This is a genomic window from Lacisediminimonas profundi (genome assembly GCF_008831265.1).
Classification (GTDB): Bacteria; Pseudomonadota; Gammaproteobacteria; order Burkholderiales; family Burkholderiaceae_D; genus Lacisediminimonas; species Lacisediminimonas profundi.
The window spans coordinates 209578-224795 of record NZ_VTTH01000005.1; the positions used below are offsets into that span (position 1 = coordinate 209578).

Sequence of the window (15218 nt, forward strand, 5' to 3'; positions counted from 1 at the left end):
GATTGAAGAGGCAAGCATTTGAACATTTTTGAACGGCTGGATGCGGCCATTGAATTATCCGACGACGAGAAGCTCCTGGTCGACAGCGTGCGCGTGCTCGCGCGCGGTGAAATCGCGAAGCGGGCTGAACACCATGACAAGACTGGCGAGTTCCCCTGGGAGAATATCAAAGCGATCAACAACCTGGGCTTGAACGCGATGTTCATTCCCGAGGAATACGGCGGCGCCGCCTTGTCCTATACCGTCTACCTGGAATGCGTGCGCGAGATCACCAAGGCCTGCGCCTCGACGGGAATCATCTGGGCCACCAATTTCCATGCGATCAAGCCGGTGATCGACTTTGGCACCCATGAGCAGAAGAGCCGCTTCCTGCCGCGCGTGGCCGAAGGCGGACTGGTGTCGCTCGCGATCACGGAGCCGAACGCCGGATCCGATGCGACCGGCATGCGCACCCGCTTCACGCCCGATGGCGACGACATCATCATCAATGGCGGCAAGACCTTCATTACCAGCGGCGATGTCGCGGACCTTTATCTGCTGTTCGGCAAATGGAGCGAGATCGACGACCCCAAGAACGCCATCACGGCGCTGGTGCTGGAAAAGGGAACGCCCGGCCTGTCGGTGGTGCGCAAGGAAGACAAGATGGGTCATCGCGCATCGAGCACGGCCACCATTTCGTTCGACAACTGCCGCGTGCCGCGCGCGAATCTGCTGTGCAATCCGGGGGACGGCTTGCGCATCCTGTTTGCATCCCTGAACAAGTCGCGTCCGAGCGTTGCGGCGCATGCGCTGGGCATCGCGCGCGCGGCGTTCGAGGATGGGATCGCCTACATCAACGAACGCAAGCAGTCCGGCCGCAAGATCGTCGAATTCCAGGGCATCCAGTTCATGCTGGCCGACATGGCGACCGACCTGGCGATGTGCGAGGGCTGGTTGTGGCGCATGGCAAAAGTGATCGACGGCGGCGGCACCGATTTTGGCATCGAGGCCTCGATGCTGAAGATGCGCGCATCGGATATCGCCATGCGCATCACCACCGATGTTGTGCAGCTGTTCGGCGGCTATGGCTATTGCAGCGATTTTCGTGTCGAGCGGCTCATGCGCGACGCCAAGATCACGCAGATCTGGGAAGGCACCAACCAGGTCCACCGCCAGCTGATCGGCCGCAGTTTTTTGACTAAATGAGGACGCAATGAGTGATATCAAAACCATCGGCGTAGCCGGTAGCGGCACCATGGGCGCCGGCATCGCGATCGTCGCAGCGCGCGCCGGATTTCGCACCGTTGTCTACGACACACGGCAGGATGCGCTGGACCGCTCGCGCAAGCAGACAGCGGATTTCTTCGCAAAATCGGTGCAGCGCGGAAAGCTGACCCAGGACCAGGTAGCCACCATCATGGCCAATCTGGTCGGAACCACGAACCTGGCGGACCTCGCTGCCTGCGACCTGGTGATCGATGCCGTATTCGAAGACCTGCGCGTCAAGCACGACCTGTTCGGCAAGCTCAATGAAGTGTGCCCGGCACATACCATTTTCGCGTCCAACACCTCGACCCTGTCGATTACGGAAATTGCGGGCGGCTCCGGCCGCGATGACCGCTTTGTCGGCATGCACTTCTGCCTGCCGGCACAGTTGATGAAGCTGGTCGAGATGTCGCCCGGCTTGAATACGTCTGAAGAAACCTTCAGCAAGGCATGGGCTGCATGCGAAGCCATGGGCCAGCGCCCGGTCAAGACCAAGGACAATCCCGGTTTCATCCTGAATTATTTCCTGGTGCCTTACAACAACGATGCGATCCGGCTGGTCGAAGCCGGCGTCGCCGAACCCGCCGACATCGATCGCGCGATCAAGGAAGGATTGGGCTATCCGATGGGGCCGCTCGAACTGCTGGACCTGATCGGGCTCGACACCCAGCTGCTGCTGTGCGAAGCGCTGTATGGCGTGACTCACGAGCCACGCGCGGCATGTCCGCCGCTGGTCAAGCGCATGATCGCTGCCGGCCATCTCGGACGGAAGTCGGGACGCGGCTTTTACACATACCAAGGCAATGCCATGTTCGGAGGCTGATCAATGAAATATTCAATTATCGATACCGGCAACGGCCGTTCCTTTCCGGCGCCGCATGCTCTGCTGGACGGCAAGTCGGCAGAGGGGGAGCTTGTGATCCTGTTGGGCGCCACGGCAGGCCAGGCGCTTCCGACTGTTGCAGATGCGGACAAGAAAGCAGCAATCCTGATTGAACTGGGGAACGAGTGCCTGGGCGTGCACACCGGGGAAAGCCGCGGCAATGAAGGATCCAATGTGCTGGGGTTCAATCGGTTCAGGCTGGGGGATGGCGAGCCTTCCAATCTGATCGAGCTGGTACTCCAGCCGAACACGGCCAAGGCCGCAATCGCCGCTGCCAAAGAAGTGTTTGAAGCGGCCGGATTGAAGGTCGCTGTGTGCTTTGATTTCCAGGGACGAATCATCGACCGTCTTGTACGCCCCTACTACAATGCCGCGCTGCGCCGCCTGGACGAAGGCCTGGCAAGCGCGGACGACATGGACCTGACGCTTCGCCTGGGCCTTGGCTATCCGGAAGGCCCGATTTCGCTGCTGGAGCGGACCGGCCTTGAACATCATTTCGACGTGACCAGCGGGCTGTTCGATGCCTATGGCGAGTCGCCCTATGCGCCCGCACGCCGGGCCCGCGTGGCCAAGGCCCGCGCGCCGGACCGAAAGGCTTGACATGATGCGCCCCCTGGAAGGAGTGCGCGTCCTCGATTTCAGCACGCTTCTGCCGGGGCCGATGGCGACGCTGGTGCTGGCTGAGGCTGGTGCCGAAGTCATCAAGATCGAGCGTCCCGGCCGTGGCGACGAGATGCGCAGCTATGAGCCGAAATTTGGCGAAGATAGCGTGAACTTTGCCTTGCTCAACCGGGGCAAGCGCAGTATCGCGATCGACCTGAAGGAAAAAGGGATCATCGACAAGCTGCGTGGCCTGATAGCGAGCGCTGACATTGTCGTCGAGCAGTTCCGGCCCGGGGTCATGGATCGGCTGGGCCTGGGCTACGAAGCACTGTCCGCGATCAACGACAAGATCATCTACTGCGCAATCACGGGATATGGCCAGTCGGGCCCCTTGGCGCAGGTTGCCGCGCACGACCTGAATTACCTTGCCGTATCCGGAATGCTCGGGCTCTCGGCCGGATCGGATGGCACTCCGGGGCTTCCACCTGCCCTGATCGCCGACATCGCCGGCGGAACCTACCCGGCCGTTGTCAACATCCTGCTCGCATTGCGTCAGCGCGATCGAACCGGCAAGGGCTGCAAGCTCGATATCGCGATGGCCGACAACCTGTTCACTTTTCTCTACTGGGCGATCGGCAACGGCCAGTTGGGGCAGTGGCCGTTGCCGGGCGGAGAACTGGTGACCGGCGGCACGCCACGTTATCAGGTCTATCGCACCAGCGATGGCAAGTTCATCGCTGCGGCACCGCTGGAAGAAAAATTCTGGGCCAACTTCATCGAGGCGATCGGCGCCCCCAAGGAGCTGCTCGACGATGCCACGAATCCCGAAATGGTCAAGTCGAAAATCCAGCAAATCCTTATTGCACAAACGGCCGAGCATTGGGCCAAGTGCTTCGAGGGCAAGGACCTGTGCTGCGCCGTTGTCGCTTCAATGAAGGAGGCGATGGAGCATCCCCACTTCCGCAGCCGCGGCCTGTTTTCGAAGCAACTCGCCAGCGGAGACCGCAGCATTGCCGCATTGCCCATTCCCGTCGCACGTGAATTCCGCGACCAGAAAGCCGTCGACGGCTACCCGGGCCTGGGCGAGGCGAATCACGAATTCGGTCTCGATCAATAACAAAGAAAACGGATGGAACCCGCATGCGTGCAATCGTAGTCAGGGAACACGGTGAACCTGAAACACTGAAGCTTGAAGAAGTCGGCACGCCTGCCTTTGGTGATGACGAAGTCCTGATCGAGGTCCACGCCGTTGGCGTGAACTATCCGGATTTGCTCGTCATCAGCGGCCAGTACCAGATACTGCCGCCGCGGCCTTTCAGCCCCGGGAAAGATGCGGCCGGCGTAGTGCTTGCCACTGGCCGCAACGTCAAGACCTGCAAGCCGGGCGACCGTGTCATGGCGCAGGTCGAATACGGCGCGTACGCCGAACAACTGGTGACCAGCGGGGAGAACTGTTTCGTCATTCCGCACAGCATGTCCTTTAACGATGCTGCTGCAATGGGCCTTGTGTACCAGACAGCGCATTTCGCGCTGGTCGAGCGCGGCATGTACCGGCCGGGAGAAGTGGTCCTGGTCAACGGCGCCGGCGGCGGCGTCGGCCTGGCCGCAGTGCAGATCGCAAAGGGCCTTGGCGCGACGGTGCTGGCGGGCGTCCGGCGCGAAGAACATGCAAGGCTGGCCACGGAAAGCGGGGCCGACCATATCATCAACATCGGCGCCGACAATCTGCGCGACTCGCTGCGCGAGCAAGTGCAGGCGGTCACCAACGGTCACGGCGCCGACGTGATCCTGGACCCGCTCGGCGACGATGTGTTCGATGCCAGCATGCGTGCGCTGGCCTGGCGCGGCCGCATGGTGGTGATCGGATTTGCAGCGGGCCGCATCCCTGCCATCAAGGCGAATTACTTACTGGTTAAAAACATCCTCGTGTCCGGCTTGCAGTGGAGCGACTATCGCGAGCGCGATCCGGCATGGGTGCGGCGAGTGCAGACCGAGCTATTTGACCTGTACACCGCCGGGAAGATCAAACCCAATGTGATGCGCAGCTTTGCACTGCAAGACTGTGCGCAAGCATTGGCACTGGTCAAGGCCGGCAAGGTCCAGGGCAAAGTGATCCTGACTACTGCAAACGCGAAGGCCTGATTGCACTTTTTTCACCCGTGCTCACGACCTTGCAAGCCCGGGCAGCGGTGAGTCCGCCGCCTGGGCTGGACACGCCCCCCTCTTCATGATTAGCCATTCCAAGGAAGCATTCCAATGACAACTCGATTAGATCCCTCATGCGTTGTAGCTGTCGTCGGCAGCGGGGCGATGGGCGCTGGCATTGCGCAAGTGGCGGCAGCGGCCGGCCATCCGGTCAAGCTGTATGACACCCGGCCGGAAGCCGTCGACAAGGCCATTGGCAGCATCCGCAAAACATTTCAGATGCTGGCCGAAAAAGGCCGCATGAGCGCACAGGCGGCAATGGAAGCCAGCGCACGGATTGCGCCCGCGACAAGCCTCGCCGACACGGCAGGCGCCGCCCTGATCGTCGAAGCGATCATCGAGAACCTGGACATCAAACGCCAGCTGTTCGCCGACCTGGAAAACGTCGTCGGGGAGGATTGCATCCTGGCGACGAACACCTCGTCCATTTCCATCACGGCGCTGGGCGCGAAGCTGCGCAATCCGGGCCGCCTGGTCGGAATGCACTTCTTCAATCCCGTGCCCCTGATGGCGCTGGTCGAGGTGATCAGCGGATTGGCGACCGACCAGCGGGTAGCAGACATCGTGCATGCGACGGCCCAGGCATGGGGAAAAAGTCCGGTCTACGCGAAGTCGACGCCTGGCTTCATCGTCAATCGTGTTGCGCGTCCGTATTACGCGGAGGGGTTGCGCATCCTGGTCGAGCAGGCGGGCGAACCGGCAACGATCGACGCCATCATGCGGGAATCAGGCGGCTTCCGGATGGGACCGTTCGAACTGATGGACATGATTGGCCATGACGTCAATTTTGCCGTGACGAACTCGGTGTTCGATGCCTATTTCAATGATCCGCGCTTTACCCCTTCCGTCGCCCAGCAAGAATTGGTGGCGGCTGGATTCCTGGGCCGCAAGTCCGGCCGTGGCTTCTACCAATACGGGAACGATGCAGCACCGCCGCAACCGCGAACGGAAGCAACACAAAGCGCACCAGCCAGCGCGACCGTGAGCAACGCGGGCGCTGTCGCCGACGCCATCGCCGCACGCATGGCTGCATCCGGGGCCGCCTTCACGCGCGGCGCGGCGGCCAGGGAAGACGCCATACTGGAATGCGAGGGCGCGCTGCTCTGCCTTACGGATGGACGAAGCGCGACACAACGCGCCAGCGAGACCGGCATTGCCAATACGGTGTTGCTGGATCTGGCGCTGGATTACAAAACAGCCAGGCGAGTGGCCCTGTGCCCTGCCGACCAATGCGATCCACAGGCATATCAAGCCATCGTCGGCTTGATGCAGGCTGCAGGCTACGCCGTCTCGCGTCTTGGTGACGTGCCGGGCATGGCCGTCATGCGGACCGTGACGATGCTGGCGAATGAGGCGGCCGACGCGGTCAACCAGGGCGTCTGCTCCGCGCAAGGCGCCGACACGGCGATGCAGAAGGGCGTGAACTATCCGCTCGGGCCGCTCGCCTGGGCCGATTCGATTGGATTGCCTTGCGTGCGGACCGTCCTCAATAACCTGGCGGCCACCTACGGGGAAGATCGTTACCGGGTTTCACCGCTGATCCAGCGCAAGGTGTGGAACGGCTCAAGGTTTCACGAGTAAGACGGCACGCAGGCTCGCCTGGTCAGCAAGTTTGGCGGCAGGCAAGCGACCCGGGTGAAGTTCGGGGGATACGAGCACTTGAGCGCACATTCACAAATTGCGGAGATCAGCTATCGCTTCTCCCCCGTTCCTGATCTGGTTTTTCCTTGCTATAGACTCACCCCAGCCGTCGAATCTTGACGCTAGCCGTCTCGATGTGGTTTTCAAGAGCGGCGATGCAAGGTTCGAATCGGCGGCTGAATCCTGTTGCAGCCACAATCCGGGAAAGAAGCGCACGCGCCAGTTCCTCGGCGTGCCGCCAGGTTTCGTTAGCCACACTGGCGTGAATGTAGAGCAGGGTCAGGTCTTGACTTTTACTGCACAGCCGTACGATGGGGTACAAGCAAGACGCGGAAAGCGCCTCTATGACGAAGACGTCGCGGCACAGTGGTGAACCCCCGCGAGGGCGATCCACCCGCACCCCTTGACAACAGCCATGATCTTAAACATCATGACTGAAGCTATGAAACGACCGAAGAAACAGGAAATCTACGCCCCTGCGGACGTGAAGATTCCCAGCCGACTTGGCGGAGGAATATTGAAGGAGCGGGTGATTCGTGAATTACCCTCAAAAAAGGTCGTCAGTTATGCGCTCGCGTACATCAACCCACTGATCTTCAGTGGTGACAACGGCCGGGTGCTTGGTTATGACAACAGCCACGACTACACCCATCGGCACTACATGGGTTCCATAGTCCCTGACCCGTTCACCAGCTACGAAGATCTGTATGAGCGGTTCGAGCGGGAATGGCAGGAGATTGCCATCAAGTTCGTCAACGGAGAACAAATATGACGAAGAAAAAGATCACCCTGGAAGACTTTGCAAAAAGTCCTGCCCTGAAAGCTCGCTCGATCAAGGGCAAGGAGGTTGCACGGGCCTTGGATGAACAAGCCGATTCGTTGCCATATTCAAAGGTCTTCACCAGCTTCGAGTTTGAAGACTTTCTGAGTCAGCTCACCCCGAAACGATTCGAGCTGCTGCGCATTGCCAGCAAAGGGCGGCACTCTATTGCAGACCTCGCCGTTGCCTCACACCGCAACCCCAGCGCGGTGTCGAGAGACGTGTCCAAGTTGTCAGAACTCGGCCTCGTCAAGGTGGAGTCCGTCAGCAATGAAGGGCATGGCCGAAAGAAGGTAGTGATACCTGTGGCAAGCACAATCTCCATCAACGCCTGCATTGCTGCTGCGTAAGGCTGTGGGGTGGGGTCAGGTCTTGACTTTTACTGAACATCCGTTCGGTGGGGTACCAAGGAGATCTGAGCCCATCTTTCGAAAATACATGACAAGGGGGATGGGAGGATTCCGTCTTGACCCGGCAGGAATTCGTGGCCGCACAAAGAAAAAGGGCCCCGTCTTGTGAACGGAGCCCTTTAATCTTTGGTGCTGATGACCGGAATCGAACTGGTGACCTACTGATTACGAATCAGTTGCTCTACCAACTGAGCTACATCAGCGAAGGCAGCATTCTAGCAAAAAAACCGGCCTTCCTGCGAGAACTACTTGTTATCGCAGGTTCAGTCTTGCCGGTGATACGACGTCACCCGCTCCACTTCGCTCCTGGATCCCAGGAAAACCGGCACCCGCTGGTGCAGTTTTTCGGGCTGGATGTCCATGATGCGACCGCGGCCGTCGGTGGCGGCGCCGCCGGCCTGCTCGACCAGGAATGCCATCGGGTTGGCTTCGTACATCAGGCGCAGTTTGCCTGGCTTGTCCGGCTCACGCGCGTCGGCCGGGTACATGAAAACGCCGCCGCGGGTCAGGATGCGGTGCACGTCGGCGACCATCGAGGCCACCCAGCGCATGTTGAAATCCTTGCCGCGCGGGCCGGTGCTGCCAGCCAGCAGTTCGTCGATGTAACGCTTGACCGGCGGATGCCAGTGGCGCGCGTTCGAGGCGTTGATCGCGAATTCCTTGGTCTCTTCGGGAATCTGCGCATTGTTTGTGGTCATCACCCACGAGCCCATTTCGCGGTCCAGCGTGAAGGCTTGCACGCCGTTGCCGGTGGTCAGCACCAGCATGGTCTGCGGGCCGTAGATCGCATAGCCGGCGGCGACCTGGCGGGTGCCGGCCTGCAGGAAATCGATTTCGGTCGGGGTGGTCATGCCTTCCGGCGCTTTCAGCACCGAGAAGATGGTGCCGATCGAGACGTTGACGTCGATGTTGCTGGAGCCGTCGAGCGGGTCGAACAACAACAGGTATTCGCCCATCGGGTAGCGGTTGGGAATCGGATGGATGGTTTCCATTTCCTCCGATGCCATCGCAGCCAGGTGGCCGCCCCATTCGTTGGCTTGCAGCAGGTAGTCGTTGCAGATGATGTCGAGCTTTTTCTGGACTTCGCCCTGCACGTTTTCAGAGCCGGCGCTGCCCAGCACTTCGCCCAGCGCGCCCTTGCCGACGGCATGGGAGATGGTCTTGCAGGCGCGCGAGACGACTTCGATCAGGAGCCGCAGCGACGCGGGTATCGTGTTGTTCAGCCGCTGTTCTTCGATCAGGTGCTGGGTCAGGCTGATGCGTTTCATGGTCATCCCTAGATGTTTTAGTTATCTGATACTTTTTTGTCAATCAATCAAACCGGGACGGGGGACCAGTCCCCTCCCCGGTTTCTTCCATCCTTGCCATTTTCCCAGATTCTTCAGTTCGCCAGCGCTTTGGTGACGACTTCCTGCACGTCTTTCGACAGCTTGCGGGTGGCGGCGACCCGCTCCAGCGCGCTGCGCATGTGATGTTGCAGCTCGGGCACGTACTTGCGCCAGCGGTCCAGCGTGCGCGCCAGCCTGGCCGCGACCTGGGGGTTGATCGCGTTCAGCGCAATCACTTGCTCGGCCCAGAATTCATAGCCGCTGCCGTCCGGCACATGGAACTGCGCCGGGTTGCCGTTGCAGAAGCTGAACAAAAGGCTGCGGGCACGATTGGGGTTCTTGATGGTGAAGGCGGGATGCTTCATCAGCTCCCTGACTTTGCCCAGCGTGGTGGTGCGGGCGGTTGCCTGCAGCGTGAACCATTTGTCGACCACCAGCGGTTCGTCGCTGAAGTCGTCGTAAAAACGGGCCAGCGCGTCGCCTTTCACCGCCGCGTTGCTGTTGACCAGCGCCGACAAGGCGGCAATCCGCTCGGTCATGTTGCCGGCGTCGTCCGATTGCTGGCGTGCCATGGCATGGGAGATTTCATCATCCAGTTCGACCAGGTAGGACAGGGCGACGTTGCGCAGGCCGCGCTTGCCGGCAGAGGCGGCATCCGGGCTGTAGGGGCCCGGGGTGGCATTGGCTTCGTACACGCGTTCAAGTTCCTCGCGCAGGGCGGCGGCCAGCTGGCGCCGCAGGAATTGGCGCGCGGTGTGGATTGCCTGCGGGTCGATCTGCTCCATTTGCTCGGCGATCATGGTTTCTGACGGCAGCACCATCACCTGCTCGCGGAATGCGGGATCGAGACTGTCGTCGTCGAGCGTGATGCGCATGCTGGCGATCAGCGCGTCATCGGCGGGCATGGTCGCTGCAAGGTCGGAGTTGTTGACGACCGCCTCGGCCAGTTTCAGCAGCCTGCGGGTGGCCAGGCGCTGGCCGGCTTCCCAGCGGTTGAACGGGTCGGAATCGTGCCGCATCAAGAACGCCAGTTCGCGGTCGCTGTATTCGTATTCCAGGATGACGGGCGCGGAGAAATCACGCAGCAGCGAGGGAACAGGCTCGACCGCAATACCGGTAAAGCGGAAGGACTGGCTTGCTTCGGTCAGTTCCAGCACCAGCGTATGGGCCGGGCCAGGCGAGCTGCATTGCTGCTGGCCGCTGGCCGGCGCGTGTTCCAGCGTCAGCGGTAGGTCGCGGCCCTGCTTGTCGAGCAGTCCGACGGCGACCGGGATATGGAACGGAAGCTTGTGGTCCTGGCCCGGTGTGGCCGGGCAGGATTGGCTGAGCGTGATTTCATAGGTCTGGCCGGCGGCGTCGTAATGGGTTTCGACCGCCACCCGCGGGGTGCCGGCCTGGCTGTACCAGCGTTCGAACTGGGACAGGTCGCGGTGGTTGGCGTCGGCCATCGCTGCGCGGAAGTCATCACAGGTGACGGCGTGGCCGTCGTGGCGCCAGAAATACAGGTCCATGCCTTCGCGAAAGCCGTCACGGCCCAGCAGGGTCTGGTACATGCGCACCACTTCCGCGCCTTTTTCGTAGATTGTGACGGTGTAGAAATTGTTGATCTCGACATAGGCGTCGGGACGCACCGGATGCGCCATCGGGCCGGCATCTTCCGGGAACTGCGCCTGGCGCAGCACCCGCACGTCTTCGATGCGCTTGACCGCGCGGCCACTGTCGGTGCCTATCATGTCGGCCGAGAATTCCTGGTCGCGGAATACGGTCAGGCCTTCTTTCAGGGACAGCTGGAACCAGTCGCGGCAGGTGACGCGGTTGCCGGTCCAGTTGTGGAAATATTCATGGCCGACCACGGCTTCGATGTTCGAGTAGTCGACGTCGGTGGCGATGCGCGAATTGGCCAGCACATATTTCGTGTTGAAAATGTTGAGGCCCTTGTTTTCCATCGCGCCCATGTTGAAGTCGCCGACGGCGACGATCATGAAGCGGTCGAGGTCCAGTTCCAGCCCCCAGCGCTGTTCGTCCCAGGCGATGCTGCGCTTGAGCGAATCCATCGCATGCTGGGTCTTGTCGAGGTTGCCCTCTTCCACCCACACCTGCAGCAGCACTTCGCGGCCGGAGGCGAGCGTCATGTGTTCTTCCTGGCAGACCAGATTGCCGGCGACCAGTGCGAACAGGTAGGACGGCTTCTTGAACGGGTCTTCCCACAGCGCATAGTGGCGGCCGTCGCCCAAGTCGCCCTGCTCGATCAGGTTGCCATTGGAGAGCAGCACCGGATATTTGTCACGGTCGGCGCGCAGCATGACCTTGTAGCGCGCCATCACGTCCGGGCGGTCCGGGAAGAAGGTGATCTTGCGGAATCCTTCGGCCTCGCACTGGGTGAAGAAGTTGCCGTTGGAGACATACAAGCCCATCAGCGAGGTGTTGAGCTCGGGCGCGATCAGGGTTTCGATGTCGAGCGTGAGCTGTTCCGGGGCGACCGGAATGTGCAGCACGCCGTCGTCGAGCTGGTAAGCGCGGCGCGACAGGGGCCGGCCATTCATGCGCAGCTGCACCAGTTCCAGTCCGTCGCCGTACAGCGTGATCGACTTGCCACGCGCACCGGCATTGCGGGTCATGGTCAGCCGGGTGGCGACTCGGGTCTGGGCCGGGTCGAGGTCGAAACCCATTTCCACTGTTTCGACCTGGTAATTCGGCGCGGCGTAATCGCTGCGGCAGATGGCGTTGCTGGTGTCGGTACGCATGAGGGGGAACCGTCTTTCAAAAGGGCGCAGAATGGAATTTTACCAATCGCGGAGTTTCACAACAGGATATATATCTAAGCCAACAAGCCGCGACCGCCTGCCGCATTCCTGTCACCAAGGGTTATGGGGCACTGGACAGGAACTTCAATATGCAGGCGAATACGAGCAAGCAGGAGAACAAGTCAGCAAGCAAGTCAGCGACCGAAAATACCAGCGCGAAGGCAGGGTAATCCTGGGTAATTCGACAATCCGCGTCAGTGTGCTGAGTTGCCGGCCTTGACCAGATGGGGCATGACGATGCGAAATTCACATCGGACGGCGGGCGGCTGTCTACAATGGATGTGATGGCGTAAACGTAAAACAAGGACTGACATGAAGGGCTTTCTCGATCGAAGCTGGTCGTTGGCATTGGTGGCAGTGCTGACGCTGCTGGCGTCCGGATGCGCGAGCACGATCCGCAATGACGTCACGGCATTTCATGAGTGGCCGGCCGACTTGGACCAGAGAACGTATGTGATCACGCGCACCGAAGAACAGGCCAACGAGCTGGAGTACAACAACTACGAAAACCTGTTGCGGGCGGAGCTGGCCCGGCTGGGGTTCGAGGAACAGCGCTCAGCGCCGCCGGCACGACTGAAGGTGCGCCTGCAATACAGCTCGTCGGTGCGCGACGTGCTGTTGATCCAGCCGGTCGCGGATCCCTATTACTACCCGTGGGCATGGGGCGGCGGACCGGGGCTGGGGCCCTGGCGCGGGCCGCAGGGCTATTACCCGCCGGGGGTCTACTATCCCGGCAGCTGGGGACCGCCGATCATCCAGCAGGAAGAAATCCGCTACAAGATGTACTCGCGCCAGCTCAAGGTGGTGATGACGGACGCCAGGACCGGCCGCAACGTGTACGAGGTGACGGTCAACAGCGACGACACCAAGGGGCCGCTGCCGGGAGTGATGCCTTATATGATGCGCAGCGCGTTCCAGGAGTTTCCGGGACCCAACGGGGTGCCAAGGGTGATCGAGTTGAAGATGGAGAAGGTGAAACCAACGCCGTGATTCATGGCGTGCGACGGTCTACGCTATGAATCAGGCGCTTTCAAACGGAGCGAGCTCCAGGTTTGATCCGCCGTTACCGCGCTAGCTCGCCCCCAAAGCCGCATCCAGCGCCCTGTCCACCGCGCGATCCAGGGCGATGGTGCGCGCCCTGCCTTCCCGCAGCGCATGGTCCAGTTCCGATTCCGAGTACAGCATGGTTGTGCTGGCCCGGCGGTCGGCAAAAATGAACTGGCTGCGTTCGGGGCTGATCCACGCCAGTTTCAGGCATTGCCTGACGCCGCTCTTGTTCTGTAGTTCCAGCCAGTCGCCATGGCACAACTCCGCTGCAGGCGAGCGCGCCGGCGCAGATTCGGCGGCGGCAGGCATGCGCCGCTCGCGCGCCATGCTGCGCGCGGCTGCCCGTCGCGCCATTGCCACCGCGGCTTCGACCCGGCTGTTGCTGCTGTCGCTTTGCAGCCGCACCAGCGCGGCATGCCGCTCGGCCAGCGCGGTAAAGAAGCTGGCCCGTTCCGGTTCATGCCATTTGATTGCGTTCAGCCAGGCATTGACGTTGGCCAGTATCGACGGCAAGCGGCTCAGCAATTCCCGGCGCTCGGCCGCATCCGCTTTGGGCTGCATGCTCCAGATCAGCTCGTCCATCGCGTTCAGCGCGCGCTCCAGCACATCGGGCTTTTTCTCGCGCACGCCGTGGGCCAGCGTCAGTATCCGCAACCACTGGGTTTCCAGGAATGCTTCCATGAATTGCGGCACGGCACCGGTATCCAGGCGCTCGTTCAGGTCGGCCTGCGCCGCCACATGCGCCTGGTGCCGCCGCTCTGCCCGCAGGGCGCCTGCCATCGCGTCGGCAAGCCCCGCCTCGGCCACGCGTTCCTCTTCGGCCAGGAACGCATCGATCTGGGCGCCAAGTTCAACGAACAGCGCTGTCTTCTGGTCGAATTCGGCAGTCACCCGGTCGACTATCTGCGACATCATCCGGAACAAGGGGTCGTCCTCGCCACGCGCCTGATCCCATCCGACGCTGCAGGCAAGCAACTGGTCGATCAGCCTGCGGCCGGGGTGAGCGGCGTTGATGAAAAACTTGCGATCCATCAGCGCTGCCTTCAGCATCGGTATCTGCAGCCGCGCCAGCAACGCCTTGACCGCCGCCGCAATTTCATCCGACGCCAGCAGGTGGTCGAATATCCGCGCCAGCAACTCGATCGTGTTCTCGTCGACAGTCGTCAGCAAGCCTTCCGGCATTCCCGACCCGATGTGGCGCAGCACGCTGGCCGATGCCGGCACTGCCCGTTCGCCCCCGCTGCGCTCAAGCTCCGTCTGCAGGCGTGTCAGGTGACCGAACAGCCGTGGCCCGACCGCGACGCTGATGGTGTTGGCCTGCCAGTTGCCGCCGGCGTCCTGGGTGCCGAACAGGTCGGGCAGGTTAAGGTCATCGGACTGGTCGGCGGCCGGGTCGGCGCTTTTCGGCTTGCCAGCCGACAGCAGCCAGTCGCGCACGCGGTTATAGCGCCGGCCACGGGCCTGCAGGATCGGCGATGTGGTGGCGGCAAAGGGCATCGCCCCTTTTCCCACCCGGCGCGCACGCACGATTGCCTTCACATCGGGCAGGATGCCGTGCTCGGCCAGCGCCACATTCAGCGCGCCATAAACCGCGTTCAGGTTCAGGAACAGTTGTGGCCCAAGCCGGCTCAACACCACACGTAGCGAAGCGCGCTCGCTGTCGATGCTGCGCCATGCCTGGCACAGCGCCAGCACGAACAGTTGCGGGCGCCATGGGTTGAATTCGGTATCGACGCGATCGCGGTTGAGAACCTCGGCAATGCGCAGGTTGAGCGCTTCGAGCGGTTGCGCCAGCTGTTGTTCGATGGATAGTGCCAACTCGTCGAGCAGCACCCGATCTTCCATCGCCTCGAAACTGTCCGCCATGCCCTTGTCCGCCGCTGGCAGGCCGGGGACTACGGGCCGGCCTTTTTCCAGTTCGCGCAGGGCTGCGGTGGTCAGTGACTCGATGGCAACTGACAGCGCTTCACAGAAGGCTTCGCCGTGATTGCGCAGATGGTTGTAGGCGTGGAAGCTGGCCTGCTCTTCGGCCGGGCGCTTGCTGGTCTCGGATAGCTTGAGCAGGGCATCGCCCAGCTGATAGCGAAACACATCCAGCTTGGCGCCGGTCAGCGCAACGGCGACATGAACCAGCTTGTGCAGTAGCGCAGCCTGCCTTGCGGGGGCCGCTGTCGTCACTGCTGCCTGTGTGATGGGACGACTCATGAATTGGCCGATGAAAATGCTTCTCGG

At 61.5% G+C, this 15218-nt stretch carries 12 protein-coding genes and 1 tRNA gene; 9 read left to right on the forward strand and 4 right to left on the reverse strand.

Annotated elements, in window-relative coordinates; genetic code table 11:
- Nucleotides 1-18 precede the first annotated feature (18 nt).
- The 8 genes from FVE66_RS15505 (at nt 19) to FVE66_RS15540 (ending at nt 7747) form a co-directional block, all read left to right on the forward strand.
- Nucleotides 19-1185 (forward strand): acyl-CoA dehydrogenase family protein, encoded by a 1167-nt coding sequence (locus FVE66_RS15505; protein ID WP_151448353.1) that lies wholly within the window; start codon nt 19-21, stop codon nt 1183-1185.
- 7 nt (nt 1186-1192) lie between these two features.
- Nucleotides 1193-2068, forward strand: coding sequence for a 3-hydroxyacyl-CoA dehydrogenase family protein (locus FVE66_RS15510; RefSeq protein ID WP_151448354.1), 876 nt, complete (start codon nt 1193-1195; stop codon nt 2066-2068).
- Nucleotides 2069-2071: 3 nt separating this feature from the next.
- A complete protein-coding gene (locus FVE66_RS15515; RefSeq protein WP_151448355.1) occupies nt 2072-2728 on the forward strand; it encodes a 3-hydroxyacyl-CoA dehydrogenase family protein in 657 nt (218 codons plus the stop codon).
- A 1-nt stretch (nt 2729) separates the two neighbouring features.
- Nucleotides 2730-3848 carry a CaiB/BaiF CoA transferase family protein gene (locus FVE66_RS15520; RefSeq protein WP_151448356.1) on the forward strand — a complete coding sequence of 373 codons (1119 nt, stop codon included), beginning with the start codon at nt 2730-2732 and terminating at the stop codon, nt 3846-3848.
- Nucleotides 3849-3871: 23 nt separating this feature from the next.
- Nucleotides 3872-4873: an NADPH:quinone oxidoreductase family protein gene (locus tag FVE66_RS15525; RefSeq protein ID WP_151448357.1), complete on the forward strand. Its 1002-nt coding sequence runs from the start codon at nt 3872-3874 to the stop codon at nt 4871-4873.
- A gap of 114 nt (nt 4874-4987) precedes the next feature.
- Nucleotides 4988-6517, forward strand: coding sequence for a 3-hydroxyacyl-CoA dehydrogenase PaaH (gene paaH, locus FVE66_RS15530; protein WP_151448358.1), 1530 nt, complete (start codon nt 4988-4990; stop codon nt 6515-6517).
- Between the two features lie 502 nt (nt 6518-7019).
- The gene (locus tag FVE66_RS15535; RefSeq protein ID WP_166454483.1) at nt 7020-7349 is read left to right on the forward strand and encodes a toxin-antitoxin system TumE family protein; all 330 of its coding nucleotides are present in this window, start codon (nt 7020-7022) and stop codon (nt 7347-7349) included.
- On the forward strand, nt 7346-7747 hold the full coding sequence (locus tag FVE66_RS15540; protein ID WP_151448359.1) for an HVO_A0114 family putative DNA-binding protein: 402 nt from the start codon (nt 7346-7348) through the stop codon (nt 7745-7747). The genes FVE66_RS15535 and FVE66_RS15540 overlap by 4 nt, the downstream gene beginning before the upstream one ends.
- A 187-nt stretch (nt 7748-7934) precedes the next feature.
- Here FVE66_RS15540 and FVE66_RS15545 read toward each other — a convergent pair.
- The 3 genes from FVE66_RS15545 to pepN all read right to left on the reverse strand — a co-directional run bounded on the left by FVE66_RS15545 (nt 7935) and on the right by pepN (nt 11879).
- Nucleotides 7935-8010, reverse strand: a tRNA-Thr gene (locus FVE66_RS15545).
- Between the two features lie 60 nt (nt 8011-8070).
- Nucleotides 8071-9075: a class 1 fructose-bisphosphatase gene (locus tag FVE66_RS15550; RefSeq protein ID WP_151448360.1), complete on the reverse strand. Its 1005-nt coding sequence runs from the start codon at nt 9073-9075 to the stop codon at nt 8071-8073.
- A 113-nt stretch (nt 9076-9188) separates the two neighbouring features.
- Nucleotides 9189-11879 carry an aminopeptidase N gene (gene pepN, locus FVE66_RS15555; protein ID WP_151448361.1) on the reverse strand — a complete coding sequence of 897 codons (2691 nt, stop codon included), beginning with the start codon at nt 11877-11879 and terminating at the stop codon, nt 9189-9191.
- A 372-nt stretch (nt 11880-12251) separates the two neighbouring features.
- Between pepN and FVE66_RS15560 the strand changes: the two genes are divergently transcribed.
- Nucleotides 12252-12929: a DUF4136 domain-containing protein gene (locus FVE66_RS15560; RefSeq protein WP_151448362.1), complete on the forward strand. Its 678-nt coding sequence runs from the start codon at nt 12252-12254 to the stop codon at nt 12927-12929.
- An 81-nt stretch (nt 12930-13010) separates the two neighbouring features.
- Here the strand turns inward: FVE66_RS15560 and FVE66_RS15565 are convergent, their stop codons facing one another.
- Complete coding sequence (locus tag FVE66_RS15565; RefSeq protein WP_151448363.1) at nt 13011-15191, reverse strand: DUF1631 family protein; 2181 nt, start codon at nt 15189-15191, stop codon at nt 13011-13013.
- Nucleotides 15192-15218: the final 27 nt, after the last annotated feature.